The organism is Campylobacter sp. US33a (genome assembly GCF_004378855.1).
Lineage (GTDB): Bacteria > Campylobacterota > Campylobacteria > Campylobacterales > Campylobacteraceae > Campylobacter_D.
On sequence record NZ_RYYL01000007.1, the window covers coordinates 13,858 to 39,584 of the forward strand.

Annotated in this window: 25 protein-coding genes, 5 tRNA genes and 1 pseudogene; 10 read left to right on the forward strand and 21 right to left on the reverse strand. The window is 29.4% G+C overall.

Annotated features, from left to right (window positions below):
• The 6 genes from ELQ16_RS06300 to ELQ16_RS06325 all read right to left on the reverse strand — a co-directional run bounded on the left by ELQ16_RS06300 (position 1) and on the right by ELQ16_RS06325 (position 5,783).
• Positions 1 to 2,202, reverse strand: coding sequence for an AAA family ATPase (locus ELQ16_RS06300; protein WP_134238713.1), 2,202 nt, complete (start codon positions 2,200 to 2,202; stop codon positions 1 to 3).
• 11 nt (positions 2,203 to 2,213) lie between these two features.
• Positions 2,214 to 3,422, reverse strand: coding sequence for a restriction endonuclease subunit S (locus ELQ16_RS06305; RefSeq protein WP_134238714.1), 1,209 nt, complete (start codon positions 3,420 to 3,422; stop codon positions 2,214 to 2,216).
• The gene (locus tag ELQ16_RS06310; protein WP_134238715.1) at positions 3,419 to 5,329 is read right to left on the reverse strand and encodes a class I SAM-dependent DNA methyltransferase; all 1,911 of its coding nucleotides are present in this window, start codon (positions 5,327 to 5,329) and stop codon (positions 3,419 to 3,421) included. Before ELQ16_RS06310 ends, ELQ16_RS06305 begins: the two co-directional genes overlap by 4 nt.
• Positions 5,330 to 5,442: 113 nt before the next feature.
• Positions 5,443 to 5,518: transfer RNA gene (locus tag ELQ16_RS06315), tRNA-Val, on the reverse strand.
• Positions 5,519 to 5,529: 11 nt separating this feature from the next.
• A tRNA-Ala gene (locus ELQ16_RS06320) sits at positions 5,530 to 5,605 on the reverse strand.
• Between the two features lie 90 nt (positions 5,606 to 5,695).
• A tRNA-Ser gene (locus tag ELQ16_RS06325) sits at positions 5,696 to 5,783 on the reverse strand.
• A gap of 135 nt (positions 5,784 to 5,918) precedes the next feature.
• Between ELQ16_RS06325 and ELQ16_RS06330 the strand changes: the two genes are divergently transcribed.
• A tRNA-Met gene (locus ELQ16_RS06330) sits at positions 5,919 to 5,995 on the forward strand.
• A gap of 152 nt (positions 5,996 to 6,147) precedes the next feature.
• On the opposite strand, the gene ELQ16_RS06335 is transcribed toward ELQ16_RS06330, so the two are convergent.
• Positions 6,148 to 7,797: a cation acetate symporter gene (locus tag ELQ16_RS06335; protein WP_134238716.1), complete on the reverse strand. Its 1,650-nt coding sequence runs from the start codon at positions 7,795 to 7,797 to the stop codon at positions 6,148 to 6,150.
• Positions 7,794 to 8,159 carry a DUF485 domain-containing protein gene (locus tag ELQ16_RS06340; RefSeq protein ID WP_134238717.1) on the reverse strand — a complete coding sequence of 122 codons (366 nt, stop codon included), beginning with the start codon at positions 8,157 to 8,159 and terminating at the stop codon, positions 7,794 to 7,796. Before ELQ16_RS06340 ends, ELQ16_RS06335 begins: the two co-directional genes overlap by 4 nt.
• Before the next feature lie 235 nt (positions 8,160 to 8,394).
• On the opposite strand from ELQ16_RS06340, the gene cgb reads away from it, so the two are divergent.
• The gene (gene cgb, locus ELQ16_RS06345; protein ID WP_134238718.1) at positions 8,395 to 8,820 is read left to right on the forward strand and encodes a single-domain globin Cgb; all 426 of its coding nucleotides are present in this window, start codon (positions 8,395 to 8,397) and stop codon (positions 8,818 to 8,820) included.
• Between the two features lie 82 nt (positions 8,821 to 8,902).
• Entirely contained in the window at positions 8,903 to 9,181 is a 279-nt protein-coding gene (locus ELQ16_RS06350) for a hypothetical protein (protein ID WP_134238719.1), read from the forward strand.
• Here ELQ16_RS06350 and ELQ16_RS06355 read toward each other — a convergent pair.
• Entirely contained in the window at positions 9,153 to 10,790 is a 1,638-nt protein-coding gene (locus tag ELQ16_RS06355) for a multidrug ABC transporter permease/ATP-binding protein (RefSeq protein ID WP_134238720.1), read from the reverse strand. The genes ELQ16_RS06350 and ELQ16_RS06355 overlap by 29 nt on opposite strands.
• A 78-nt stretch (positions 10,791 to 10,868) precedes the next feature.
• Between ELQ16_RS06355 and ribD the strand changes: the two genes are divergently transcribed.
• Positions 10,869 to 11,858, forward strand: a complete 990-nt coding sequence (gene ribD, locus ELQ16_RS06360) for a bifunctional diaminohydroxyphosphoribosylaminopyrimidine deaminase/5-amino-6-(5-phosphoribosylamino)uracil reductase RibD (RefSeq protein ID WP_134238721.1) — start codon at positions 10,869 to 10,871, stop codon at positions 11,856 to 11,858.
• Positions 11,859 to 11,865: 7 nt separating this feature from the next.
• Here the strand turns inward: ribD and ELQ16_RS06365 are convergent, their stop codons facing one another.
• Entirely contained in the window at positions 11,866 to 12,105 is a 240-nt protein-coding gene (locus ELQ16_RS06365; RefSeq protein ID WP_134238722.1) for a ComEA family DNA-binding protein, read from the reverse strand.
• A gap of 131 nt (positions 12,106 to 12,236) precedes the next feature.
• Positions 12,237 to 13,523: an adenosylmethionine--8-amino-7-oxononanoate transaminase gene (locus tag ELQ16_RS06370; RefSeq protein ID WP_134238723.1), complete on the reverse strand. Its 1,287-nt coding sequence runs from the start codon at positions 13,521 to 13,523 to the stop codon at positions 12,237 to 12,239.
• Positions 13,524 to 13,763: 240 nt separating this feature from the next.
• Between ELQ16_RS06370 and ELQ16_RS06375 the strand changes: the two genes are divergently transcribed.
• Together ELQ16_RS06375 and ELQ16_RS06380 are read left to right on the forward strand one after the other, a co-directional pair.
• Positions 13,764 to 14,219 (forward strand): DNA starvation/stationary phase protection protein, encoded by a 456-nt coding sequence (locus ELQ16_RS06375; protein ID WP_134238724.1) that lies wholly within the window; start codon positions 13,764 to 13,766, stop codon positions 14,217 to 14,219.
• A gap of 24 nt (positions 14,220 to 14,243) precedes the next feature.
• Entirely contained in the window at positions 14,244 to 15,125 is an 882-nt protein-coding gene (locus ELQ16_RS06380) for an alpha/beta fold hydrolase (RefSeq protein ID WP_134238725.1), read from the forward strand.
• On the opposite strand, the gene ELQ16_RS06385 is transcribed toward ELQ16_RS06380, so the two are convergent.
• Both ELQ16_RS06385 and ELQ16_RS06390 read right to left on the reverse strand, forming a co-directional pair.
• Entirely contained in the window at positions 15,122 to 15,766 is a 645-nt protein-coding gene (locus ELQ16_RS06385) for a TrkA family potassium uptake protein (protein ID WP_134238726.1), read from the reverse strand. The genes ELQ16_RS06380 and ELQ16_RS06385 overlap by 4 nt on opposite strands.
• A complete protein-coding gene (locus ELQ16_RS06390) occupies positions 15,763 to 17,070 on the reverse strand; it encodes a TrkH family potassium uptake protein (protein ID WP_407919967.1) in 1,308 nt (435 codons plus the stop codon). The genes ELQ16_RS06385 and ELQ16_RS06390 overlap by 4 nt, the downstream gene beginning before the upstream one ends.
• 167 nt (positions 17,071 to 17,237) lie before the next feature.
• Between ELQ16_RS06390 and ELQ16_RS06395 the strand changes: the two genes are divergently transcribed.
• A tRNA-Phe gene (locus tag ELQ16_RS06395) sits at positions 17,238 to 17,313 on the forward strand.
• A 142-nt stretch (positions 17,314 to 17,455) separates the two neighbouring features.
• Here ELQ16_RS06395 and ELQ16_RS06400 read toward each other — a convergent pair.
• The gene (locus ELQ16_RS06400; protein WP_243832602.1) at positions 17,456 to 18,829 is read right to left on the reverse strand and encodes a phosphomannomutase/phosphoglucomutase; all 1,374 of its coding nucleotides are present in this window, start codon (positions 18,827 to 18,829) and stop codon (positions 17,456 to 17,458) included.
• A gap of 80 nt (positions 18,830 to 18,909) precedes the next feature.
• Here ELQ16_RS06400 and fliL point away from each other — a divergent pair, with 80 nt between their 5' ends.
• A complete protein-coding gene (fliL, locus tag ELQ16_RS06405; RefSeq protein ID WP_134238729.1) occupies positions 18,910 to 19,443 on the forward strand; it encodes a flagellar basal body-associated protein FliL in 534 nt (177 codons plus the stop codon).
• Positions 19,443 to 19,799, forward strand: a complete 357-nt coding sequence (gene acpS / locus ELQ16_RS06410) for a holo-ACP synthase (RefSeq protein ID WP_134238845.1) — start codon at positions 19,443 to 19,445, stop codon at positions 19,797 to 19,799. Before fliL ends, acpS begins: the two co-directional genes overlap by 1 nt.
• A 1-nt stretch (position 19,800) precedes the next feature.
• Here the strand turns inward: acpS and ELQ16_RS06415 are convergent, their stop codons facing one another.
• Both ELQ16_RS06415 and ELQ16_RS06420 read right to left on the reverse strand, forming a co-directional pair.
• Positions 19,801 to 20,058 carry a hypothetical protein gene (locus ELQ16_RS06415; RefSeq protein ID WP_134238730.1) on the reverse strand — a complete coding sequence of 86 codons (258 nt, stop codon included), beginning with the start codon at positions 20,056 to 20,058 and terminating at the stop codon, positions 19,801 to 19,803.
• Positions 20,059 to 20,071: 13 nt separating this feature from the next.
• Positions 20,072 to 20,875, reverse strand: a complete 804-nt coding sequence (locus ELQ16_RS06420) for a hypothetical protein (RefSeq protein WP_134238731.1) — start codon at positions 20,873 to 20,875, stop codon at positions 20,072 to 20,074.
• A 228-nt stretch (positions 20,876 to 21,103) separates the two neighbouring features.
• Here ELQ16_RS06420 and ELQ16_RS06425 point away from each other — a divergent pair, with 228 nt between their 5' ends.
• Positions 21,104 to 21,295: a transcriptional regulator gene (locus tag ELQ16_RS06425; RefSeq protein ID WP_134238732.1), complete on the forward strand. Its 192-nt coding sequence runs from the start codon at positions 21,104 to 21,106 to the stop codon at positions 21,293 to 21,295.
• Here the strand turns inward: ELQ16_RS06425 and ELQ16_RS06430 are convergent.
• The 5 genes and pseudogenes from ELQ16_RS06430 to ELQ16_RS06450 form a co-directional block, all read right to left on the reverse strand.
• Positions 21,273 to 22,466: a type II secretion system F family protein gene (locus ELQ16_RS06430; protein WP_134238733.1), complete on the reverse strand. Its 1,194-nt coding sequence runs from the start codon at positions 22,464 to 22,466 to the stop codon at positions 21,273 to 21,275. The genes ELQ16_RS06425 and ELQ16_RS06430 overlap by 23 nt on opposite strands.
• Positions 22,463 to 24,106 (reverse strand): GspE/PulE family protein, encoded by a 1,644-nt coding sequence (locus tag ELQ16_RS06435; protein ID WP_134238734.1) that lies wholly within the window; start codon positions 24,104 to 24,106, stop codon positions 22,463 to 22,465. Before ELQ16_RS06435 ends, ELQ16_RS06430 begins: the two co-directional genes overlap by 4 nt.
• Positions 24,103 to 24,720 (reverse strand): CDC27 family protein, encoded by a 618-nt coding sequence (locus ELQ16_RS06440; protein ID WP_134238735.1) that lies wholly within the window; start codon positions 24,718 to 24,720, stop codon positions 24,103 to 24,105. Before ELQ16_RS06440 ends, ELQ16_RS06435 begins: the two co-directional genes overlap by 4 nt.
• Position 24,721: 1 nt before the next feature.
• Positions 24,722 to 25,405: an ATP-binding protein gene (locus ELQ16_RS06445; protein WP_134238736.1), complete on the reverse strand. Its 684-nt coding sequence runs from the start codon at positions 25,403 to 25,405 to the stop codon at positions 24,722 to 24,724.
• Positions 25,395 to 25,727 (reverse strand): annotated as a pseudogene (locus tag ELQ16_RS06450) (pilus (MSHA type) biogenesis protein MshL); the annotation flags it as partial. The pseudogene ELQ16_RS06450 and the gene ELQ16_RS06445, both read right to left, overlap by 11 nt.

The window sequence follows — 25,727 nt, forward strand, 5'->3', positions numbered from 1 at the left end:
TTAGTTTCCTTTTTTCATCATTATGTCATAATGTTCAAGATGTCCCAAATATTCAAATACTTTTTTAAATGCTTCAAAAAACATATCGATATCAATTTCTTTTGCATCTGACATATTACCCATAAAAGAATGAGATTCTCTATTGATATACCGACAAAAAGGTTCAAATTTCTTTTCTTTATCTTCATTTTCTATGTTTTTTATTATATCAATTTTATTTTTTTGGATAAAACCAATAAAATATTCTAAAATATTTCTCATAGTATTAGGAATTAATATAGCATGAATTTTACCTTCTTTATAATCTTTCAAAATTTGCCAATAAGCTTGATAGTCATTTAAAATTTCATCTTCTTTCATTGTATCGATATGAGATATATAATTTTCATTTTTTCCAATTCTAAAAGTGTAAATATCTTTTTTATAATCTTCTTTAAATCCTATTAATTCCTTAAAAAAATACAAATGGTGTGTTAAAACAAAAATTTGTTTATAGTTGCTATCTTTATTGCGTAAAAATATTTCTTTAATGAGTTGAGCTATATTATAAACATAATTAAAAGAAAGGCTAGAAATAGGATCATCAATCACGATAATTTTATCTAAAATTGCTTCATTTTTTTCTTTTTTGCCTTGACAAAGTTGTAAAAAATACAAAAATGAAATTAAAGTTTTTTCACCTTCACTTAAGGTTTTAAAACTAGGTTTATTTTCTCCTTCTCTTACGATAATGTATTCTTGTTTTTCATCATCTTGGATTTTGATACAAAAACTTAAAATTCCTAAATCTTTCAAATAGTTATTTATCCTATCAACTGCTTCTTGGATATTAATTACCTCTTTTTGTTTTTCTTTTATGGTATTTTCTATATTTTGTATATTTTCTTTAATAGTTTTGTTTCCTTTATCTAAAATTTCTTTATTTATTTCTTTTTCATTTTTATCTTTTTTATATTTTTCTATAATTTCTTTTTTCTCAAAAATCGCAAATTCCCAAAATTGTTTTTCTAATTTCTCTTTCTCATTTTCTTGATTATCTAATTTATTATTAAATTCTATGATTTTTTGCTGTATTTGTTTAAGATAATTATTTAAATTTTGAAATAGTTCTTCGGTTTTTTCTAATTCTATTTTTTTGCTAGGTTCTTTAATCTTTTCTTGAATTTTTCTAATATTTTCTTCAAGTTTTGATTTTACTTGAGAATATAATTTTTCAAATTCCAAATCTTTACTATCTAAAATATCTCTTCTATAAAAAGTTTCTATATTTGATATATTTGAAAATAAATTTTGATATTCATCATTTAATTTTTCTATTTCTTTTATTTTATTTTCATATGTTTTATCAAAATAATTTTCTAAATCACTTTTAAATTTTGGAGTGATTGTATTGCTTTGACAAAAAGGACAAGTTTGAGAATCTTGCAAAATATACTTATCAAAACCATCTTTTACCCAATCCCCATTTCCTAGCTTATTAATTAAATCTGCGATAATACTATCTTGATTACCTACTATTATTTCATTAAATATTAAGTTATCTTCTATATTTTTAAATTCTATATTTGAAATTTCATTGATATTTTCTAATTTAACTTGTGTTGTATCAGTAAGAATGTTATATTGTTTCTTTAATTCTTCTAAATTTATATTTTGATTTATTGTATCAAGAGATAAAACTTCTCCTATTTTTGATTTTATAAAATTAAGAAAACTTTCTTTGCTTCCCATTTTTCCTTCAAAAAAATCTTTGAAGTTACCACTGTGATTTTGCTTGATTTTCCAAATATCATCTTTAAAATCATTTTCTATTTTTATTATATCTTCTTGTTTTTCTTTTAATTTTCTTTCATTTTCATCTTGGTTAGACTTTAATTCTATTAATTCTTTTTGTAAATTTTCAATTTCTTGTTTTATACTTGTATTTTCTTCAGATAGTGTAAAAATTCCTTGCTGTTTGTCTGTATCATAAAAGTTTTTTTCAATAAAATCTTGATTATAAACTAAAATTTGTTGTTCATTACTTAAGCCTTCTATTTTACAATCTTTAAAGTTTTCATCTTCTTGATTTGCTAAAAATTTAGAAATTTGTGTTTTTCCTGCTCCATTTAAACCATAAATCAAATTAATGCGTTTATTTGTCTCTAGAGTTGTTTCATCTTTATAGCTTGCTACATTTTTCATAGAAATTTTGGTAATCATCTTTTCTCCTTTTATAAACTAATTCTACCGCATATGGCTTGGTTTATGAGTGTGGTTTTGTATTCTTTTATGAGTTTTATTTGTTTTTCGGTTTTTTCTATCAATAAATCTATTTTTTCGCATTTTTTATCTAAGAAATTTGCGATTTGCTCTTGTTCTTTTAATGGAGCAAAAGGAAAAATAATCTCTATAAGATCACTTTGTGTCATACTAGGAATTGCTGAACCTGAAATATATGTTTTGAAATCTATTGTTAAGCAAAGATAATAAAAATATTTTGGATAGGTTGAGCATGAAATTTTTGTATAAAACATTGTGTCAATAGTCCAAAATGGAATTTCTACAAACAATGGTTTATCTATAGTTCCCTTTCTTCCTAATAATACAGATTGTTTATCATATAAAAACTGATGAGTTTTACCGATAATCCCTCCTGATCCATAAATTGGAAAAATACCGTCATCAGAAGTAATATATGATTGATCTCTGCCATTATAAATAGTAGCTAGATATTTTAACTTTCTTATTTCCCAATGCTGTGGAATTTCGCCAAGATATTCTATGCCACTATCTTTGAAATTTACATTTTTATCAAGTCCTTTTGTGATGGTTTCGTTTATCAAGGCTTGCTTTTGTTCTTTTAAAAGGTTGATGAGTTTTTCTTTTTTCTCTATGAAATTTTTAATTTTTTCGCATTTTTCATCTAAAGAATTTGCGATTTGTTCTTGCTCTTTTAGTGGTGGGACAGGTAAAGACATTTTTTTAAAATCTAAATAATCTATACTTTCTCTAATTTCCATAATACCATAAGCATATATTTTTAAAAATTTTTGTACATTTTTAATTTGAAATAAGTAAGAATAATAACTCATTAAATATTTTGGACTATTTATATAAAAAACCAAATAAATAGGACTAACTAAACCATTATATGCAGAAACTCCTAAAGAACCAATTACGGCATTCATTTTGTTTAATACTAAATCATTAATTCTTGCAATTTTATAGCTTTGCAAATCTTCTTTTGATTTATTACCTATATTGCCTTTTTCTTCATAAGGAACTACACCGATATCTTTAATTAAAGAAAGAATAGTGTGTAATTTCAAATTTGTATTTTGTTCATTTCTTTGATTAAAAACTGCTTTTAATGGTTTAATTTCCCAATGCTGCGGAATTTCGCCAAGCCATTCTATACCGCTATCTTTGAAATTTTTCATTGCATGATCTCTCTTAAAAGATCTTGCACTTCTTTTTCTAGCTTTTCTAATTCGCTGTTTATTTCTTCTAGTTTTCTTGGTGGAGTATAGGTATAAAAGTATTTGTTAAAAAGTATTTCATAACCCACACTTGCACTATCCCAAGCTATCCAAGAATTTTTCACATAGGGTTTTACTTCTGTGTCGTAGTAGCTTTGTATGTTTGTTTTGAGTGGAATTTTTTCGGTGTTGTTGGTTTTGTCACTATCGATGATGAGGTTTTCTTCGCTTTTTTTGAGTTTTATACCTAAAAAGCTTATGAATTCGTTTCTATCTTCAAAATCTTGTGGGTTTTGCTCTAATTCTTGTAATTTTTCTAAGATTTTATCTTTATCTTTGAATTTTGCAAATTTTTCATCATCTTTTAAAGCTTCTATACTTTTTGGTTTTTCTATGGTGATTTTAATATAGCCAAAGTCTTCATTGTCAAAAATTTTGCAGTCTTTGTTAGGAACATTTTCTAAAAATAACTTAGTGATTTTTTCTATATGTTCTTTTGTCATTTCATTTTGTTTAGAGCCTAAAGACTTTTTCATCTTAGAAAAATACTCTTCGTTTGTAGCATTTATTAGCTGGACTTTGCCTTTTTTATGTTCTGGCTTTTTGTTGGTGATGATCCATATGAAAGTAGGAATTCCTGTATTGTAAAACATATTTGTAGGTAGAGCGACTATAGCTTCAAGATAGTCTTTTTCTATGATGTGTTTTCTTATGGCTACCATACCGCTATCTGAATTGAAAAGTGATGAGCCATTATGCACGCTTGCGATGCGAGAGCCTAAAGGAGTATCTGTTTTCATCTTGCTAAGCATATTGAGCAAAAACATCATTTGCCCATCGCTTTTGCTTGTGATACCTACGCTAAATCTTGGGTCATTGCAAGTTGAATTTGAGCCTTTCTTTTCTACGCCTAGAATTTTTTGGTCATTTTCCCAAGACTTACCATAAGGTGGATTAGTAAGCATAAAATCAAATTTTTTATCTTGCTGATCATTGCTTAAAGTGGAGCCAAATTTTATATGATCTGGATCTTCGCCTTTTATTAGCATATCTGCTTTGCATATGGCGTAGGTTTCGGGGTTGATTTCTTGTCCGTAAAGATAGATGTTTGCTTTTGATTGTATAAGGCCATTGGGATCTGTGATGAATTCTTTTGACTCTGTGAGCATTCCACCGCTTCCGCAAGCATTATCATAAATAAGCCATGTTCCTTTTTTGATCTGTTCTTTTACGGGTAAAAATACAAGGTGGGTCATAAGCTCTATGATCTCTCTTGGAGTAAAATGCTCTCCGGCTTCTTCGTTGTTTTCTTCGTTAAATTTACGAATGAGTTCTTCAAAAACATACCCCATTCCAAGGTTGCTTAAGCCTTTGTGGATAACATTTCCTTTTTCATCTAAGATATCTTCTATGCCAAAATTTACCCTAGGTGAGCAAAATCTCTCTATCACTCCAAAAAGTATGTTTGATTCTTCTAGGGTGTCAAGTTGGTTTTTGAATTTGAATTTTGAGATGATATCTTTGATATTTTCACTAAAACAATCCAAATAATTTTCAAAATTTATTCTGATATTTTTTGGATCATTTAGAAGGGTTTGTAGGCTAAATTTAGAATAATTAGAAAAGCCTAGGTTGTTTCCTTGTTTTCCACCTAGTATAAAATCTAAATTTTCAAATTTATCTTTATAAGTGTCGTAAGTTTCGAGAACTTTATTTTTTGTAGGTTCTAAAACTGCATCTACTCTTCTTATAATCGTCATAGGTAAAATAATATCGCGGTATTTGCCTTTTACATAAACATCACGAAGTAAATCATCTGCCACACTCCATATGAAGTTGATAATGGGTTGGAATTGACTTTGATTCATGATGTTTTCCTTTTGTTTTTATTTATAATATATTATATAAAATCATCAATAAAAATCTTATAAATAGTTTTAAATCTGTGCTTTGAATAAGAGAAATTGAAAGAAATAAAAAATGGTGGCTCCGATTGGACTTGAACCAACGACCACCACCATGTCAAGGTGGTGCTCTACCAGCTGAGCTACGGAACCAAAGTTGATAATGGTGGAGCATAGCGGGTTCGAACCGCTGACCCCAACGCTGCCAGCGTTGTGCTCTCCCAGCTGAGCTAATGCCCCATTAAATTTTAAATAAAGTGTAATTATGCCTAAATTTTCTTTTAGAAAATTTAAAGAACTATTAACTTTAATAATAAAATTTTTGATCTATGGCAGACAGGAAGGGATTCGAACCCTCGAAAGCTTGCACTTTACACGCGTTCCAGGCGTGCTCCTTCAACCGCTCGGACACCTGTCTAAAATAAAATCTGCATTATATCCAACAAAAGCTTTAAATAAAATTTTTTAAAATCAGAAAAATTTTAGTAAAAAATAGTATAATTTCGATTTTACTCCTTTAAAATTTCTACATTTTATGTATATGTAGAATTTTGTCAGGGTAGCTCAGCTGGTTAGAGCGCTGGTCTCATAAGCCGGAGGTCGGGAGTTCAAGTCTCCCCCTTGACACCATTCATAAATTATTGCTAGCAAGTATTTTAATAAGAATTTAATAGCACAGAACAAAAATTATTTTATAGATATAGAGTTTATTTGGTGATTTATATTTTTGTTTTTAAATATGAATTAAGCATAAATAGCAAGATGAAAATCTTGCTATTTGTTTAATGTGCCACAGCTTCACTTATGCCAATCCCACTTTGTGCTCTGAAATTTTGTGCTTCAAAGCCTTCTTTATCTATCTTAGCCCTCTTAGATTTATCCAATTTAGAAATGATATAAATCAAAATAAAGGTTAAAGGCATAGAAAATAAAGCTGGATGATCATAAGGAAAAATTGCCTCGCTAAAGCCAAAACTTTTTATCCAAATACTAGGACTTAAAAGCACCAGCACTACAACAACAATAAGCCCAATAAGCCCACCCCAAAAAGCTCCTTTAGTTGTAAGATTTTTCCAATAAAGACAAAGCAAAAGTATAGGAAAATTCACGCTCGCAGCAATAGCAAAAGCAAGTCCTACTGTAAAGGCAACATTTTGATTTTCAAAAATAATCCCTACAAGTATGGCTAAAATTCCTATGCAAATGGTAGCTATTTTAGTTACTCTAAGTTCTTGTTTAGCATCGCATTCTCCATTTTTGCAAACATTGACAAATAAATCATGACTTATCGCTCCAGCTCCTGAAATGGTAAGTCCTGCAACAACAGCTAAAATCGTTGCAAAAGCCACAGCTGAAATAAAGCCTAAAAATACACTACCACCTAAAACTTCAGCTAGTAATACAGCAACCATATTGGTTATGCCATTAAAGCTTCCATCTGGGTTAGTAAATTGCGGATTTCCTAACAAAAGCGCAATAGCACCAAAACCTATAATAAAGGTTAAAATATAAAAATATCCTATCAAAGTTGTTGCATAAAATGCTGATTTTCTAGCTTCTTTAGCATTTTTTACTGTAAAAAATCTCATTAAAATATGAGGCAAACCTGCTGTGCCAAACATTAAAGCAAGTCCCAAAGATACAGCCGAAACTGTATCAGGTAAAAAAGTCCCTGGTTTCATAATGCTTGCACCTTTTGCATGATGTGATATGGCAAGCTCAAAATAGTATTTTAAATCAAATTTAGTTAAGTAAAGCACCATTATAGCCATAAAAGTTGCACCGCTTAAAAGTAAAATGGCTTTGATGATTTGTACCCAAGTTGTTGCATGCATACCGCCAAAAACAACATAAAGTATGATTAAAATTCCCACCAAAACAACAGCAAAAGTATAAGGAAGTCCAAAAAGAACTTGTATAAGTTGTCCCGCCCCTACCATTTGAGCGATCAAATAAAATACTATAACACTTAAAGCTGAGACGGCAGATAAAATTCTTATAGGTTTGGCATCAAGTCTATAAGCGGTAATATCAGCAAATGTGAATTTTCCAAGATTTCTAAGCTTTTCAGCAATTAAAAATAAAACGATAGGCCAGCCTACTAAAAAACCTATAGAATAAATTAAACCATCAAAACCATTGGTAAAAATAAGAGCAATGATACCTAAAAAACTTGCCGCACTCATATAATCACCCGCAATAGCTATGCCATTTTGTGCGCCTGTGATATTTCCTCCAGCTGTGTAAAAACCGCTTGCAGATTGACTTTTTTTGTTAGAATAATAAGTAATAAAAAGTGTAAATAATACAAAAGCTACAAACATTGAAATGGCTATAGGATTAAGCTCGGCTTTTTTTACCCCATTTAAATCAATAGATGCTGCTTGACAAAAAGATAATAAAGTGCCTAAAATAATTACTATTTTTTTCATTGAGTCTCCTTTTGAGTATAGCTTAATTCTCCATTTTGAAGATGTTTTGTAAGATTGTTATTTTCTAAATCTTTTAAAAGCTCTTCTTGATTTTTGTCTAAATATTGATTTGCAATGAAAGTATAAAATCCTGTAACTATTATACACAATGCGATAATAAATATACCGCACACTATACCTAAAGTAACAGAACTGCTTCCTAAACGATAGCCTAAAATATCAGGAAAAGCACCTACACTAAAGATAAAAGCGTAATAACAAATTAATACAGCCAAAGATAGCAACAAGGAAATTTTATTTCTAAAAGAAACAAAATTTCTAAATCTTGATAAAGATTGTTTTTGATTTTGATTCAATTCCATAATTTCTCCTTATAGTTTGATGTTAAAAATATAACAAAAAAGTGACTTTATAATATAATTTTTATGTAATATTTTTCATAATTTAAAAATTTATAGGACAAAAAGTAACATATCATATATAGTGAGTATTTTTTACACATAATATCATAAAAGATATTTTATTGATTAAAGTCAATGAATTTAATTCTATTTTTTTCTAAAATGCAAATTTTAATTTCAAAAATAAAGGAAAAATATGACTCAAGAACAAATAAAAATCATCAAAGATTGTGTGCCGATTTTACAAAAAAGCGGAGAGGATTTAACTAAGGAATTTTATAAAATTTTATTTTCTGATTATCCCGAAGTAAAACCTATGTTTAATATGGAAAAGCAAGCTTCAGGAGAACAACCAAAGGCTTTAGCAATGGCGATTTTAATGGCGGCTAAAAATGTAGAAAATTTAGAAAATATGAGAAATTTTGTAGATAAAATCGCCATCACTCATGTAAATTTAGGCGTAAAAGAAGAGCATTATCCTATAGTTGGAATTTGCCTTTTAAAAGCAATTAAAAATCTTTTAAATCCAAGCGAAGAAGTGCTTAAAGCTTGGGAGATAGCTTATGAAAAAATTGCTAAATTTTATATAGATATAGAAAAAAATCTTTATGAGAAAAAATGATTTTAGTGGAATTTTCCACTAAAAAAACTCTATCATTTTTTGCTTTAAAATAGATAATATTTTAATTAAAAAAGGAGTAAAAATGCAAAAACAATATCACAAAGTGTATAGTTTAGAAGAAAGCCTTGTGATACTTAAAAAATATAAAGATGATTTAACTAAAGAGCAATACGAGAATATTAAATCAAATATAGGAACTCACGCTATTGAAAGTATTTATCTTAATGAGTTGGATATTATTATGTTAGTTAAAAGAAATGTATATGGTTTAAGTGCTGATGAAATCATCGCTGAATACAAAGAAAAAGGATTTGTAGAATATGAAAGAAATATCACTCAAACCGAGCAATCAAATTCCTAGCTTTCTCCTTGATATTTTCACCTTTTAACTCGCTAATCTCGCCATTTTGTGCCAAGAAAATTCTATCCGCACTATCAAAATACGCATCATCATGTGTGATAGCAAAGATCGTTTTACCTTGCTCTTTTAACAAAGGCAAAAGCTTTTTATAAAAAAATCTTCTAAAAACCGGATCTTGATCAGCTGCCCATTCATCTAAAATCAATATATCTCGTTTTTCTAACAAAGCTATAAACATAGCCAAGCGTTTTCTTTGTCCTGTGGAAAGTTTTGTAGTGGTGATTTTGTGATCTTTGATATCTGTTTTTTCATAAAGCTCTAAAAATTCAAGCCAATATTTTATCTCTTCTTCGCTTGCAAAATTATCATTTTCTAAGGTTTGAGTAAAGAGATGAAAATCACTAAAAATCGCAGTAATCAAACTTTGATATTTGACTAAATTTGAAGAATCAATTTTTTGATCATCTAAATAAATTTCGCCTTCTTTTGGACTTATAAGCCCCGCTAAAAGCATGGAAAAAGTGGATTTTCCACTGCCATTTTTTCCGATTAAAAAAATGAGTTCGCCTTTGTGAATTTCTAAACTTGTGGGTTTGAGTGAGAATTTTTCATTATATGAAAAAGCAACTTTATCAAAACGAATGTTTTGCCAGTATTCTTTGTTGCTATGGAGTGTAAAATTTTGTTCGAAATTTTCTAATTCAAGTTTTGCGATTTTATCTAGGGCTATTTTTGCTAGGATTAAAGTAGGAAAAGAGCCTATCATCGCCACCAAAGGTGTTCGTAAAAAAAGTATTGATAAAGCTATGGTTGTCGCATTTTCAATGCTCGTCCAAGAAAAATGCAAAGAAAAATAAAATTCAAGCCCTACAAGTGCTAGCAAAGCTATATTTGTCCAATTGTTTGATAAATTATGTAAAATGTTAGCAATGGTTGAATTTCGCTTTTTATTTTTCGCATTTTTTTCAAATTCAAACTCATAATAATGCTTTGCCCTAAAGCGATTTAAAATGAGCTCTCTGTGCCCATCAAGGATATTTTGATAGTTATTTTGTAAAGCATCGTCATTTTCCCTTGCATTTTTGAAGTATTTATAGACTTTCATCATTAAAAAATTATTGCTTAAAAAAACAAAAATGATCCAAATCAAGCAGATTGCAAAAATTTTAGGCGAAAGATAGCAAAGATAAACGCAAGTGCAAAGGATTAAAATGCTCGATTGTATAAATTCAGGAAATCTTAAAAGCCCAAAAGAAACATTTCTAACATCACTTCCTAAAGATGCTAGAAGCTTTGCTTTACCAATTTGCGAAATTTTAGACATACTTGTATCTAAAATTTGTTTTACAACGCGTTTTTGCATAGAAAAAATGAAATTTTGTCCAAATATACTTAAAGAAATTTCTACAAAAATGGAGCTTAGAAAAAATACAATCAGCAAGGCTAAGAAATAAAAAATAAATATGCCTTCATTGGAATTAGCTTTTAAAAGATATTCGTTGATAAATACCAAAACAAGCACACCTAAAATGCTTGTAAATATGCTAAATGATAGGAAAAAAAAGATTTTGAATTTATTGTTTTTTAAAAGTTCTAATATAAAATTCATAAAAAGTCCTAAAAATTTAAAATAAAATTTATATTTTAATATTTATTATCAAAATTTACAATGATTTTAAGGTAAAAAATGAAAAATTTTTATATGAATTTAGCTTTAAATGAAGCGTGGAAATATCAGTTTTTAACTTATCCAAATCCTGCTGTGGGCTGTGTTATTTTAGATAAAAACGGACAAATTCTAAGTATAAAAGCCCACGAGAAGGCTGGGTGTGCTCATGCTGAATTAAATGCCATTGCCGTAGCTTTAAAAAGCTTAAAACCTGAATTTTCTTTACCCACTAATGCAAATGATTTGCATGAATTTATTTTAAAAAATCATCAAAATTTATTAAACAGAGCAGTAGCTTTTGTAACGCTAGAATCTTGTGCGCATCAAGGTAAAACCCCACCTTGTGTGAAACTTTTTACTGAACTTGGTTTTAAAAAAGTGTATATTAGCATAAAAGATGAGAATAAAATCGCTAGTGGTGGAGTGGAAATTTTACGAAAAAATGGTGTGGAAGTTGAAGTTGGTGTGTTAGAGAGTGAGGGAAGAAAATTATTAATGCCTTTTTTAAAATGGCAAAAAGGACAATTTAAACTCTTTAAACTTGCTTTGAGTATGAACGGTTCACCTTTTGGAAAAATTATCAGCAATGAAGCAAGCAGAACTTATGCGCATAAGATAAGATCTGTGCTTGATTTACTTGTGGTGGGTGGGGAAACGATAAGAAAGGATAAACCCATTTTAGATGCGAGACTTTCTCAGGGAAAAGCGCCAAATCTTTGTATTTTAACACGCAAGAAATTAGAAAGCTTTGATCAAAATTTAGCATTTTTTAAAGTGCCAAATCGTCAAATTTTTACTCAAATTCCAAAAGAAGCCAAATTTATTATGTATGAAGGTGGGGAGAATTTCTTAAAATTACTAAAAGATGAAATGGATATGTTTTTGATTTTTCATAATTCTAAATTTAGAGGCGATAAAAATTTAAATATGGATTTAGAATTTAATCCTTTGCATAGAACTTTTTTTGATGAGGATATTTGCGGATTTTATACTTTAGCAAGATCTTAGTCTTGCTTTATTCTACAACGATATCGTTTTTAATGCCTTCGAAGATTTTATCTCCGATACCATTGATTTTTTTGATATCTTCAATGCTAGTGAAATTTTGATCTTTTCGGTATTCTAAGATCGCTTTTGCTTTTGCATCTCCAATGCCTTTAAGGGTTTTTAACTCTTCAAGTGTTGCTGTATTGATATTAATAGCAGCAAAGACAAAACCTACCATACAAAATAATAAAAAGAAAATCTTTCTCATCACTTCTCCTTTAAAATAAAGTTAAAATATCATTATGAATAAATTTAACTTAATACCCACTTTCTAAAAAAGAATAATGATAAAAATAATAAAAAATGTTACTTTTTTGTTATTTTACTGTTTTTGAAATTCTAAAATTCATTAAAAATATTTTCCAAAGCATTAACAACATAACAAATTTCTTCTTCTTTGATAATATAAGGGGGCATAAAATAAATGGTATTTCCCAAAGGTCTTAACAAAAGCCCTTTTTCTAAAGCTTTTTGAAATACAAAAAGTCCTGCTCTTGAATGTTTGCTTTTTAAAATATCAAAGGCGTAGATCATTCCTTTTTGTCTGAAATTTCCTAAAAATTCAAACTGTTTTAGTCTTGAAAATTCTTTTTTGATAAAAAGGGATAAAATTTTGTTTTTTTCTATAATATTTTCATTTTCAAAAATATCAAACGTAGCATTTGCAGCAGCGCAAGCTAGGGTATTTCCCGTATAACTGTGAGAATGTAAAAAAGCTTTTTGTTCTTCATAAGGCGCATAAAAAGCATTATAAATCTCATCCTTTGTAACTACAACAGATAAAGGCATATAGCCGCCCGTAATTCCTTTTGAAAGGCATAAAAAATCTGGTACAATGTCACATTGCTCTAAAGCAAATAATGTCCCACTACGCCCAAATCCAACCGCAATTTCATCAAAAATAATATCAATTCCAAATTCTTTACATAGTTTACAAGCTTCATTAATAAACTCTGCTTCATACATATGCATATTTCCTGCACATTGAATTAAGGGTTCAAGAATAAATGCGCAAATTTGTTCTCCTTGGGTGTTTAACAAATTTTTAAGAGCTTGCAATTCTTCACTAAAATCGCTACTTTTTGGCACAGGGGTGCTAAGACATTCTAAAAGTAAAGGCGTATAGGTTTTTTTATAAAGTTCCACATCTCCAATGCTTAATGCACCCAAAGTTTCTCCATGATAAGAATTGCTTAAAGAAAGAAATTTCGTTCTTTTAGTGTCTTTTTTATTAAGATGGCAATGAAAGCTCATTTTTAAAGCAACCTCTATAGCCGATGAGCCATTGTCTGCGTAAAAACATTTATTTAATTCCTTCGGCAAAAGCGCGCAAAGTCTTTTAGATAAAGAAATGATAGGCTCGTGTGTAAAGCCTGCTAAAATAACATGTTCTAAATTTTCTAGTTGTTCTTTAAGTTTTGCATTAATGTAATCATTGCTATGTCCAAAAAGATTTACCCACCATGAACCAATGCAATCTATATAAGAGTTAGAATTAAAATCATACAAATACACCCCTTTGCCTTTTTTAATGGGAATAAGAGGTAAATTTTCGTGATCTTTCATTTGAGTGCAAGGATGCCAGATGTGTTTAAGATCAAGTTCTTTAAGAGTGCGATTGTCCATCGAAATTCCTTAGAAATTTTTATTAATTATAAATCAAAATTATAGGATTTAGTGTATTTTTGGATAAAAAAGCATTAAAGTTGAGTTTATTTGATAATAAATTAAAATCAAATATAAAATTATAAAAGTTTGGAGTATAATAAAAGCATATTAAAGGTATAGATTGAAATATTAATTGATAAAATTTATTAATTAATAAATTTTATGCTATACTTTTAAAAATCAAAAAAAGGAGATAAAATGTCAGTAACAAAACAATTATTGCAAATGCAAGCGGATGCTCATCATTTATGGGTTAAATTTCATAATTATCATTGGAATGTAAAAGGATTGCAATTTTTCTCTATCCATGAATACACTGAAAAAGCTTATGAAGAAATGGCTGAGCTTTTTGATGATTGTGCCGAAAGAGTATTGCAACTCGGTGAGAAAGCTATAGTTTGTCAAAAAACTTTAATGGAACTTGCAAAAAGCCCAAAATTAGAGGATAAAAAAGATTGCTTTACTCCTATTGAAGTGATAGAGCTTATCAAAAAAGATTATGAGTATCTTTTAGCTGAATTTAAAAAGCTAAATAGCGAAGCTGAAAAAGCTAGTGATACTACAACAGCAGCTTTTGCACAAGAAAAAATTGCTAAGTATGAAAAAAGTCTTTGGATGCTTAGTTCAACTTTGCAAAATACTTGCAAAGCTTAAATTTGCGGAGCTACAAACTCCGCTATGATTTTTGATATACATACTTTTTTAAAACTACAAAATACAAAAATATTAAACGACGCTCAAGTAAAGATTTTGCAAAATTTACAAAATGTGTTTTTTCAAAATTTAGAATTTTTGGAAGATCTTAGAAAATACTCCTTGCTTTCTCATGCGGCTTATTTGAATTTAGATTGTAAGGAAATTTTGTTTGAAGATTTAGATCAGAAAAGATTATTTAGAGCACTTAGTAATAATATTTTGAAAAAAGAAAGCGTTAGCATTGGTAAAATCAAGCCTATGTTGGCTTTTTCTTTGGTCAAAAATTTTATTTTGAAAGCTCATATTAATGAGAGATGCAATGAATCTAAAATGGGTTTTAGGGCAAGTTTGTTTCAACAAAAGAATTCAAAAAAATTTATTTTAGCTATAGCGGGGAGTGATTTAAGACCTTTAAAATTTGATTTTTACGATGTTTGGAGCGATTTTTTGCTTTTAAATGGCAAAATACCCAAAGGGCAATTTGAGTCTTTAATTCAATTTTATAACCTAATTAAACAAAGATTTCAATTGGGTAAAATCACTTTAGTGGGACATTCTTTAGGCGGACATTTAGCACAATTGTTTGCTTTAAATTATCCTTTAGAAATTGATAGTATTTATACATTTCAAGCACCTGGGATTTATAATTTAACAAAAAGGTTAGAAATTCCTTATAAAGCTTGTCATATCTATACTTTGCATAATATGAATTTAAGGCATTTCAAGTGGTATAATTTTAATTTTGTGCAAAAATTGCATTCTAAAATAGGCGAGGAAATTTTATTAAATTTAGGTACAAGGATTCATCATCCTAGTGTTAGCGCCAAAGGTTTAAATGAGCTTTTAAAGAATTTAAAAGCTTAATAATCAAATTCTTCTAAATCTTTAGTAGTTCCAAGTAAGATCACCATATCTCCCACATAAGCGACTGTGGTTTCAAAATCTGGAAACAAAGTCCAATCTTCTGAAGCTTTTTTATATGCAATGATGCCCATATTTTGCGCTATGTGCTTTAAGCTGTTTCCAGCAAGTTTTTCGTTTATGGTGAGTTTTACAGCTCTAATGGTATTAGCCGAGAGATCAAATACTTCAAATTCAGGATGAGATAAGAATTCCTTTGCAAGTCTTTTTGCGCTTTCTCTTTCAGGTGAAATAACTTTGGTTGCACCGAGTTTTGAAAGAATTTGTCCGTGTATTGACGAGCTTGCTTTTGCTATGATGTTTTTTACACCTATGTCTTTTAGTGCCATTAGAGTTAAAATGCTTTTTTCAACGTTTTGTCCTATGCTGACAATTACAATATCAACATTGTGAAAACCTGCTTCTTTTAGGGCTATGGTATTGGTAGAGTCTAAAATATATGCGCTTGAAGCCAAGTCTTGCAAGCCTTTTAAAGAGTCTTCATTTTTATCTGCAATGATAACTGTTTTTCCTTGCATTAAAAGTTCGTTCGCTAAAACAGATCCAAATTTTCCAAGTCCTATAATTCCATAACTTTTGTTCATAAATACACCTTTCCTTCTGGATATCTTATATATTTTTCTTTTTCTTGGATAAAAATAGAAAGCAGAAAAGCAAAAATTCCTATCCTACCACTAATCATCATAATAATGATGATTAGTTTACTTTCGCTTCCAAATAAAGCACTTAAAGATAGAGTTCCTCCATCGCCAACGGAAACACCTACTGTTGCAAATGCGGATGAAGTTTCAAATAAAAGCGTTAAAAACGGATGATCGGATTCAAGTAAAGATAAAAGCATAACGCATAGTATCATGTAAATACTAGATCCTATGCTAATAACAAAAGCTTTGCTAATAACATCTTGAGAAAGTTCATATTTAAAAATGCGTATTCTTCCGCCCCTAATAGTCCAGTATGCGTAAATAAGCAAGATAGCCACCGTAGTAACTTTTATACCCCCTGATGTGCCTCCTGGACTTCCTCCAATTACCATAAATAAGGATCCAAAAAATAAACTCGCATCCTTAAAAGTACTAAAATCTAATGTGTTAAAGCCAGCAGTGCGATAATTTACAGCAGTAAAATAAGAGCTCAAAATTTTATCAAATAAAGAAAAAGAGCCTATGCTTTTAATATTATTATACTCTAATAGGAAAATAACTAATGTTGCAAATATAATCAAAGTAAATGTCATTGTGAGAACTATTTTAGTGTGTAGACTTAAAGTTGCTAAGCGTTTTTTTTGGAAAAAATAAACTTCAAGTAAGACAAAATATCCAATTCCTCCAATGATGATTAAAGAGGTGATAACTAAGTTGATCCAAATATCTTGTCTATAAGACATTAGACCTGTTTCAAAAATACTAAAACCTGCATTGTTAAAAGCTGAAATGGAATGAAAAATTCCACTCCAAACAGCATGTTTAATATCCATTTCAAGCATAAAGCGTAGGCTAAGCAGTATTGCTCCGCAAAGTTCTATTATAAAAACAAAGAGAAAAACTTTTTTTAAAAATCCTAAAAGTCCATCCATAGTTGGATAAATCATAGATTCTTTAAGTAAATTTTTACCACTGAAGCCTATTTTTTTGCGTATTAAAAGATAGACAAAAAGTCCTAAACCCATATACCCAAATCCACCGATTTTTATAAGGCACAAAATAACAAACTGACCCCAAAAAGTAAAATCATTGGCGGTATTTTTAACGATAAGTCCAGTCATGCTAATAGCTGAAGTACTAGTAAATAGAGCATCAATAAAACTAATGGGATTTTTATGCATTCCTTTTAAAGTTAAAATGAATGCTCCAGCAAGTGCGATAAAAATATACCCTAAAAATAACATTCTTAAGGTGTTTCTATTAAAATGTGTTTGTTTCAAATTAATCCTAATATTAAAAATTTTGATTAATGGAAAATTGTATCTTAAAAAACTTCAAAAAAAATAAATTTATTTTTTTGAATTTAAACTTAATTTAAAAAAATATATGTATAATTTTAGTTTTTGAAAATGGTTGGATAGCTCAGTCGGTAGAGCAGCAGACTGAAAATCTGCGTGTCGGCAGTTCGATTCTGCCTCTAACCACCATTTTTATGCTTCGACTTCTATATTTTATTTATTATTAAACAAAATTCGAACAAAGGTTTTATTTTCTAAGTTGATAGTCATCTTATGTTATTAAAATGAATTTTATTGACTTAATTTTTAAGTCAATAAAAGATAATTTTACCTAATTTACCAAATTCCCTTTAACTTTTTCGAATAAATCCATGACATTTTTTTGAATTTCCCCAGCTTTTTCAAGACTTGTCGCTTCAAAACGCGTGATCAAATAAGGACTGGTATTAGAAGCCCTTAAAAGCGCCCAGCCATATCCAAAGTCTATCCTTGCACCATCTATTTCACACAGCGCTTTGACATCTTTTAATCCTCCTTGTTCCACAGCTTTTTTAAAGGCATCAACGAGTTTAAATTTTTCTTCTTCACTTGCTGGAATTTTAATTTCTTCTGTGGTGTAAAGTTTTGGAAGTTCTTCTATCATAGCACTAAGATCAAAGCCTTTGTGAATGAGTTCTAGCGTTCTTAAAAAGGCATAAATTCCATCATCATATCCAAAATAACGATGTTTAAAAAAAATGTGTCCGCTTACCTCAGCAGCCAGATCGATATTTTGCTCTTTCATCATCTTTTTAATGTTTGAATGTCCTGTTTTTCCCATAAAAATAGTCCCAAATTTTGTCACCTCATCAAAGAGATTTTTAGAGCATTTAACTTCTCCTAAAACGCGAGGATTAGGGATATTTTTGGCGAAAAGATAGCAAAGCTCATCACCGCAAAAAACGTGCGAAGTGTTTAAGGCAACCAATCTATCAGCATCACCATCAAAAGCAAAGCCAATTTTAAGATTTTGATCTTCATTAAGAATGCTTTGTATATCTTTTAAATTTTCTCTTTCTGTCGGATCTGGAGAATGATTTGGAAAATTTCCATCAGGATTTGCAAAAAGTATTTTAGGTTTTAAATTTAAAGCCTGCATTAAGGGCTCTATAACAACTCCAGCAGCCCCATTAGCACAATCAATAGCAAAGTTAAAATTCCAATCCTTTAAATGCTTAAATTGCTCACTCATGAAAGCAATATAAAGACTTAAAATATCATAATTTTCGCAACTTACATCATCTTCAATCACATCATCTAAGTGTTTATAAACTTCTTTGCAAAGCTCTTTTAAATCTTGTCCAAAAAAACTTTCCTTACCTATAGTAATCTTAAAGCCATTATAATCTTTTGGATTGTGCGAGCCTGTAATCATAATATTTGCATCAAATTTCAAACCCTCATAAAGACTGAAATACCCTAACGGAGTAGGCACAAGACCTATGTTATAAATTTTAATTCCTGCTTTATTAAGCCCACTTAATAAGTAATGAAATAAAGCATTAGCGCTATATCTTGCATCATATCCTACGCTAACATTTTTGCAATTTTTTTCAAGCATTTTTTTACCCAAGCAATATCCTATAGCCTTTACACTTTTTTCATTGAGTTCTTTTTCGTAAATTCCGCGTATGTCGTATTCTCTAAAAATCACTTCAAGTTGCACGATTTATCCTTAATAAAATTAAAATATAAGAAAAATTTGTTAAAATTGTAAATCATTTATCTAAATACAAAGGAAAGATTATGGAAGAAGAAGTAGAAAAACAAGAAAAAACGAGTAAAAAGGGTAATTTTCTTATTATTATCATTGTGGCAATTTTGGCGGTTTTATTGCTTGTGATTGTTGGAATTATAGGTTATTTATTTATGTCTTCTCCAAGTGATGAAGCTAACGCACCTACTCAGGCTGCTCCAGTAAGTAAAAACGCTAAAGCCAATGTTGTACCAAGTCAAAGGGGAAGTGATTTTGCTAATATAGGACAAATGTTTGCTTTGGCACCATTTACTTTAAATTTATTAAGCGATAGTGGGGCAAGATATGTTAAATGTACCATTCAACTTGAACAAAATACCGAGTTACTTACTCCGGAGCTTGAGAAAAAAATTCCTGTAATTCGCGATATTATCATTCGTACCTTGACTTCAAAAACCTTTGAAGAAGTTAGCACTACCAAAGGAAAAGAAAGACTTAAAGATGAGTTAGTGGGAAAAATTAATGAAGTTTTAACTGATGGTTTTATTAAAAATATTTATTTTATGGACTTTGTGGTATCTTGATAAAAATAGGTTGTGATATAGTTGCCATTTCTAGGATGGAAAAAATTTACCAAAAACACAATGCAAATTTCTTAAATAAATTTTTAAATTTAAAAGAGCAAATTTTAGTTAAAAATCCTGCCACTTTAGCGGGATTTTGGGCTGCCAAAGAGGCTGCGAGTAAGGCTTTGGGTGTTGGCATTAGCAAGGAGTGTGGTTTTTTTGATCTTGAAATTTCAAAGGATTTTAAAAATGCTCCTTATTTTAATTTTTCTTCAAAACTTTTAAATTCTTTTAAAATCAATTCTGCTTCACTTAGTATTTCGCATGATGGAGGTTTTGCAATCGCCGTTGTTGTGATGGATTTAGAGGCTTGAGTTAAATTCTTTTTTGATTTTTTTTAATATCAAAATAAAATTTCAAGTATCCACATTTATACCAAGTTTTATGTGCCTTAATTAAGGCATTTCCTAGTTTATAGGAAAGATGATTTTTGCATTTTAAAGCTTTTTCATGATCACTAAAATCTTCTAAATTTGCATTATTTTTAGCTAAATTTTTATGTTCTTTAGCAATTTTGTTAAGCGCGAAAGGCATTTTAAAATACCCTTTAAAGCTTTTTGAATGATCTATCATCGCAAAACCTAGTTTATAGCAGAGTTACTAAATTCACAGCTCCTGTGGGCTTTTTAACTTCTTTGATTTCTTTTGGAATTTCTTGTCTAGATTCTTCTTTTGGTTTTGGGGTTTCAAATTTAAGTTTTGAAAAAGGAATTTTATTTTCATCTTTATATAATTTACATTCGCTTCTATCGCTATCTTTAAACAATGCAAAGCGATTTTTGTGCGTGTTATTATAAATATAATCATACACAAACTCAAGCTTTTGTCCTGCACTCTCAAGCTTTTCAAGCTCATTTTTAAGTAAGCTTGGATCTAAGAAAATATCTTTTTCAAAGCTAAATTTAAAATCTTCTTTTTGTATGGTTGAAAGCTCTTTAATTTTTTCTTTACTCCAACTTCCATCAGTAGGATCTTCTCTACTCCAAAAATGATTTTCTTTGATTAATCTACTAGGGTTTCCTGCATAAATTGAATTTGAAAATTTAACTCCACTATTTACACTTTTTGCACCTAAAATACTCCCACTTGCTACAAAACCTCCTTTTAAAATAGCTGCTTCTTGAGCACACCAAACATGATCTCCTATATAAATACTTTTACCAAGATTTATTCTTTTGTAAGTATTGCTATCAAAAATGAGATGATGATCAGTGGGCGAGAGCCAAATTCCCCAAGAAAACATACAATCATTGCCCAAAATAAGATTTTTGCCTTCGCTAACACGAAAAGAAGTTCCATTGGAAGTAGAATTTTTACCAATATAGCAAAGTCCATTGCTATGAATATTAAAATTTCCATTAGTTCTACTTGTATTGCCAATAAAAAGCAAAGAATTGTTTCCGTTAAAACAGCATTTACATTCGCACTACTTCCAGCAAAAAAGACTATATTATTACTCCCTTTAAATTCAAGTTTTAAATTCTTTTGTAAGGATAAATCCCCATAAATAATATTACCTTTTTCGTCTATAGTTTTTAGCATTCTTAACCTTAAATTTAAAAACTTGTTTTCTTTTAAAGGCTTTATTGCTAAATTAAGAAAAAAATTTGGATTTTTAATGACTCAAAGAGATATAGCAGGAAAATTAGATATCAATGTCAAAACTTTGCATAAATGGAAAAAAGATCGCCCAAAGGTTTATGAGCTTTTGATGCTAGGTTTAAAGGTACAAGAGATATTAGATAAACTTAAAAAAGAATGTGAAGATTTAGAAAATTCACTTGATGTTAAAAATTTGCAAAAGTGCTAAGTTCCCACATAGGTAAAAAAATCCCCAAAGCCAATAAAAGTACCATTATAGCGACCATTAAAGTGAGTGCAGGCTCTAAGAAAATGAAAAATTTTTCTACCAAATTTTCTTGTTTATTCTGATAATATAAAGCGATTTTTTCACACATAAAATCAAGCTTAGAGCTTTTCATCGCAACGCTTAACATTTGCACTATCATTCCTTCGAAAAGCCTTGTCTTATTAAAAGCTTCATCAAATTCCAATCCTTGTTTGCAAAGATCATCAATTTGTTTATATTCTTGAGATAAAAATTTATTTTCAACGCCCATACAAGCTAAATTTAAAGCTTTACTTGCATCGATACCCACACGCAACAAAAGCCCCAAAATAAGGAAAAAATAATAAGCTTGAGTGTAAAAAATGATTTTGCCGATGATGGGAATTTTAAGGATAAAACGATCGCTTTTGTAGGCAAAATTTGCATTGTATTTATAAATGGTGAAAAATCCTATAAAAGTGCTTAAAAGACTTGGAATTAAAATCATATAATAAGAATCTAAAAATTCATACAAACCTAAAATAATTTGCGTAATTAAAGGTAGATTGACATTAAAATCATCAAATATGGTTTTAAATTGTGGCACAACAAAAAGCATGAGTGATAAAAAGGCTATAAACAATGCCACAAGCACGATTATAGGATAATTTAGCGCCTTTTTTAGTCGTTTTTTAGTTATAAGTTTTTTTTCGTGAATTTCAGAAATTTTTGCAAATACAAAGGCTAGATCGCCCATATTTTCGCCCATTTTAATTAAAGCCAAATCGCTTTGCGTGATATGCACCGAAGAATTTTCTAAGGCCTTATGAAGACTTTGACCGCTGGCTATATTTCCACGAACTTTGTTTAAAAAAGCATCGATGTTTTTATTGTATTTGTGCTTGCAAAGCTCATTAAGAGCTTGTTCTATGCTAAGCCCTACTTCAAGAAGCAAAGATAATTCTTTAAAAATATGACTGATTTCTTTATTTAAATTTCTGCTGTAATAATTTGTTTTGCTAAGTTCTTTAAATTCAAGAATTTTAAAACCTTGTTTTAGAATTTGGCTTTGTGCTTCAAATCTCGTATGAGCTTTGGTAATCAGCTTTTTAGTGTGATTGTTTTTTGAGATTAAAAATTCATATTTTTTCACCGCGTAACCCTTAAAATTTCTCCAAGACTTGTAATGCCTTCTCTAGCTTTTTCTATGCCCATTTCAAACATGGTTTGAAAACCGTTGTTTTGCAGATAGGCTAAAATTTCGCTTTTATTAGCATTGCGTCTGATTAATTCCCGCATATCATCATCTATATTAAGCGCTTCGCAAATTAATTCTCTGCCTAAAAAACCTGTATTAGAGCAATAAATACAACCCTTGCTTTCATAAAATTTGCCTTGAATTTTTTCATCTTCATAAGAAATTTCATAACAACAATGCGTGCAAAGTTTTCTTACAAGTCTTTGTGCGATGATTAAATTTAGGGCCGATGAGAGTAAATAAGGCTTGGCTTTCATATCTAGCATTCTAACTATCGCAGAAATGGAATCATTGGTGTGTAGAGTACTTAGCATTAAATGTCCTGTAAGTGCTGATTTTATAGCAATATCAAGACTTTCTTCATCACGAATTTCCCCTACCATAATTACATCAGGATCTTGCCTTAAAATCGCTCTTAAAGCATTGTTAAAATCAAGTCCCGCCTTTGAATTTAGCATGGTTTGTTGCACGAGTGGAATTTTATATTCGATCGGATCTTCAAGAGTAATGATCTTTTTTTCTATAGATTTTATTTCATTGAGTATAGAGTATAAAGTAGTACTTTTCCCACTTCCTGTTGGACCTGTTAATAAAATCATTCCATAAGGTTGATTGATATTATTTTGAAGGTGTTTTAAATTTGTTTTTCCAAAATGTAAGTTTTGAAGGCTCGTAAAATCTTTTTTTCTTTCAAGTATTCTAATAACAATGCTTTCCCCATAAATTAAAGGCAAAGATGAAATTCTAAAATCAAATTCTAAATTTTGTATTTGCATACTAAAACTGCCGTCTTGAGCTTTTCTTTGTTCTGCAACATTTAAATGTGCACTTAGTTTGATGTAAAAAACTAAAGCCTGATAAAGTTCTTTTTCTAAAATAACAAATTCGCTTAAAATTCCATCTTTTCTAAAACGCACCAAAGCGTCATCATTTCTTGGTTCTATATGTATATCGCTTGCTTTTTGTTTGATGGCTTGGCTTAAGATAAGATCGTGAATTTTGGCAATGGCACTTTTTTGTTCGTTTTCTAGTTTCCCGCCCAATTCGGTTTTAAGTTTTTCTGCAAGTTTGGCAAGTTCAACTTGCAAAGAAAGCCTTTCTAGGATAGTTTTGATTTTTAAAGGATTTGCAATGCATAATTGTATAAATTTGTCTTTAGATCCATTTTGCAATTTATCTATAAGTTCAAAAGAACAAGGTTTAGTGCAAGCTAGGTAAATATTATTTTCATCTTCTTTAAAGGGTAAAATTTGATACGTTTGTAAAATTTGGCTATTAAAGCATTTAAAAAGTGTAAGGTTGGCTAAAGGTTCTTGTATGAAATTTAATTTTTTATACAGAGCAAAACCTTGCAAAAAACTGTCTAAATTTTGCTTAAAATAAGCACAAAGTTCAAAAATATCTAAAATATCTTTTTCATAAAGTTTATAAACACACTCTTTAATGAGAGAAAAATCTAAATTTGAAAAATCGCATTCGGGATTTAATAAGCCTTGTTCTTTGAGTTTAGAGTGTAAAATTTCTATGTTTTTCATTTGATTTGACTTAAGAATTGATCAATATTATTTGAATCATAAAAACTCATATAATTAGAAAGTGCTTTTATAGCCTCTTCTTTTTGACCTAGAGCAATTTTTGCTTTTGCAAACATTAGCCACGATTCTTGGTTATTTTTATTAAGTTCGTTTGCTTTTAAGGACCAAAAAATAGATTTTTTATAATCTTTATTTTGATAATAAATTTTTGAAAGTTTAATAGCGCTTTTATAATTAGGATGTGCATAAAAATCACTTCTAAGCTCAGGAATGCTTGCTTCATAGCTTTGCACTATGATTTTTGGCTCATTTGTTGTGCTTAAATTTATGGTTTGAATATGTGGTGTTTCTTGGGCATTAAGCGTGGTTTTGTTTTGTAAAATTTTATTTTTTTCTTGGATAATTTTTGCATCTTGAAGTTTATTTTGTAAATTCTTTTTTTCTTTTAGGGCTAAATTCAAAGTATGCTGTTGATTTTGCAAATATTTGAAAAGCATAAAACTTGCAAAGCATAAACAAAATACTAAAACACCTAAAAGACTGAATTTTATATAACGTTTTTGTTTAAATTTTTTATGTTTGAGTTCGAGTTCTTGAATTTGAATTTTATTCATTTTACAACCTTAGATTATGATGTAATGCGCAAAGTTCGAGTAAAAATTTAGAGCTTTTTTCAAGTTTTTGTTTTTCGTAATATGCGTAAAGTGCGATAAAAGTATGTAGAATTTGATCTATTGTTCTTAAATTATTTAAACTGATTTTTTGTAGTAATTTTAATTCTTTATCTACAAAAGGCTTTTTTAGTTGAAATTTTGTGTTAATGTAAAATGATAATTCTTCTTTGGATAATTCATTTAAGACGATAATATTTCCAATGCGGCTTTTAAAATGCTCTTTTTCAAATATTTTGTGAATTTTATGTGTACTTAGAATAAAGACGAAATTTTTGAAATCACTTAAAATTCTGATTTTTTCAAGTAAAGCCTCTTCATACATTCCTGCTTCATCAAGTAAAATAAGATAATGCTCTTTGCTATTTTTTGCAAAAGAAATAAAATCTTGAAGTGATGGGGTTTGTTTGTTTAGAATTACGCTTCCAAGAGTATTTAAAAAATTTATTTCATCAAAAAACGGTTCTGAAAATAAAAAAGTTCTTGATGTTTTAGTAAGTTGCTTGAGTAAAAAACTTTTTCCACTACCACTTTTCCCAAGCAAGATGATGATTTGTTGATTTGATGTATTTTGTATTATTTCAAGGGCATTAGTATGCTGTTTTAATGGAACAAAATCAGAGTTCATAGTGCTTAAATCCTAGATCTTTTAAGGAAGGATGGGTGTTTTGATTATCAACAATTACTGGGGTTATGATGAAAACAATTTCTGTAGCATTATCGACACTTTGATCGCCTTGAAATAAAGCTCCTAGGAGTGGAATTTTAGATAAAAAATTAACAGAACTCTCATCAAATTGGTTGTTTCTGCTAATAAGTCCACCCAAAATTAGACTTTGGTTGTTTTCAACTTGCACAACGGTAGATAACTTTTTTTGTATGGTATCGGGCGCTATAGTGCGCGGAGTATTTTGACGACGATTATCTTGGGCGTATTTAAAATTACTAAG

Coding starts and splice junctions, on each gene's coding strand:
- ELQ16_RS06435 (WP_134238734.1), bottom strand. CDS start 24,106: ATGAAAAACATAGAAATTTTACACTCTAAACTCAAAGAACAAGGCTTA.
- cgb (WP_134238718.1), top strand. CDS start 8,395: ATGACTCAAGAACAAATAAAAATCATCAAAGATTGTGTGCCGATTTTA.
- ELQ16_RS06390 (WP_407919967.1), bottom strand. CDS start 17,070: ATGTTATTTTTAGGGTATATTTTTATCGCACTTGCTGGAGCATTCATT.
- ELQ16_RS06385 (WP_134238726.1), bottom strand. CDS start 15,766: ATGAACAAAAGTTATGGAATTATAGGACTTGGAAAATTTGGATCTGTT.
- ELQ16_RS06445 (WP_134238736.1), bottom strand. CDS start 25,405: ATGAACTCTGATTTTGTTCCATTAAAACAGCATACTAATGCCCTTGAA.
- ELQ16_RS06370 (WP_134238723.1), bottom strand. CDS start 13,523: ATGGACAATCGCACTCTTAAAGAACTTGATCTTAAACACATCTGGCAT.
- ELQ16_RS06425 (WP_134238732.1), top strand. CDS start 21,104: ATGACTCAAAGAGATATAGCAGGAAAATTAGATATCAATGTCAAAACT.
- ELQ16_RS06415 (WP_134238730.1), bottom strand. CDS start 20,058: ATGATAGATCATTCAAAAAGCTTTAAAGGGTATTTTAAAATGCCTTTC.
- ELQ16_RS06375 (WP_134238724.1), top strand. CDS start 13,764: ATGTCAGTAACAAAACAATTATTGCAAATGCAAGCGGATGCTCATCAT.
- ELQ16_RS06365 (WP_134238722.1), bottom strand. CDS start 12,105: ATGAGAAAGATTTTCTTTTTATTATTTTGTATGGTAGGTTTTGTCTTT.
- ELQ16_RS06340 (WP_134238717.1), bottom strand. CDS start 8,159: ATGGAATTGAATCAAAATCAAAAACAATCTTTATCAAGATTTAGAAAT.
- ribD (WP_134238721.1), top strand. CDS start 10,869: ATGAAAAATTTTTATATGAATTTAGCTTTAAATGAAGCGTGGAAATAT.
- ELQ16_RS06310 (WP_134238715.1), bottom strand. CDS start 5,329: ATGAATCAAAGTCAATTCCAACCCATTATCAACTTCATATGGAGTGTG.
- ELQ16_RS06305 (WP_134238714.1), bottom strand. CDS start 3,422: ATGAAAAATTTCAAAGATAGCGGTATAGAATGGCTTGGCGAAATTCCG.
- ELQ16_RS06350 (WP_134238719.1), top strand. CDS start 8,903: ATGCAAAAACAATATCACAAAGTGTATAGTTTAGAAGAAAGCCTTGTG.
- ELQ16_RS06300 (WP_134238713.1), bottom strand. CDS start 2,202: ATGATTACCAAAATTTCTATGAAAAATGTAGCAAGCTATAAAGATGAA.
- ELQ16_RS06380 (WP_134238725.1), top strand. CDS start 14,244: ATGATTTTTGATATACATACTTTTTTAAAACTACAAAATACAAAAATA.
- ELQ16_RS06355 (WP_134238720.1), bottom strand. CDS start 10,790: ATGAATTTTATATTAGAACTTTTAAAAAACAATAAATTCAAAATCTTT.
- ELQ16_RS06335 (WP_134238716.1), bottom strand. CDS start 7,797: ATGAAAAAAATAGTAATTATTTTAGGCACTTTATTATCTTTTTGTCAA.
- ELQ16_RS06440 (WP_134238735.1), bottom strand. CDS start 24,720: ATGAATAAAATTCAAATTCAAGAACTCGAACTCAAACATAAAAAATTT.
- fliL (WP_134238729.1), top strand. CDS start 18,910: ATGGAAGAAGAAGTAGAAAAACAAGAAAAAACGAGTAAAAAGGGTAAT.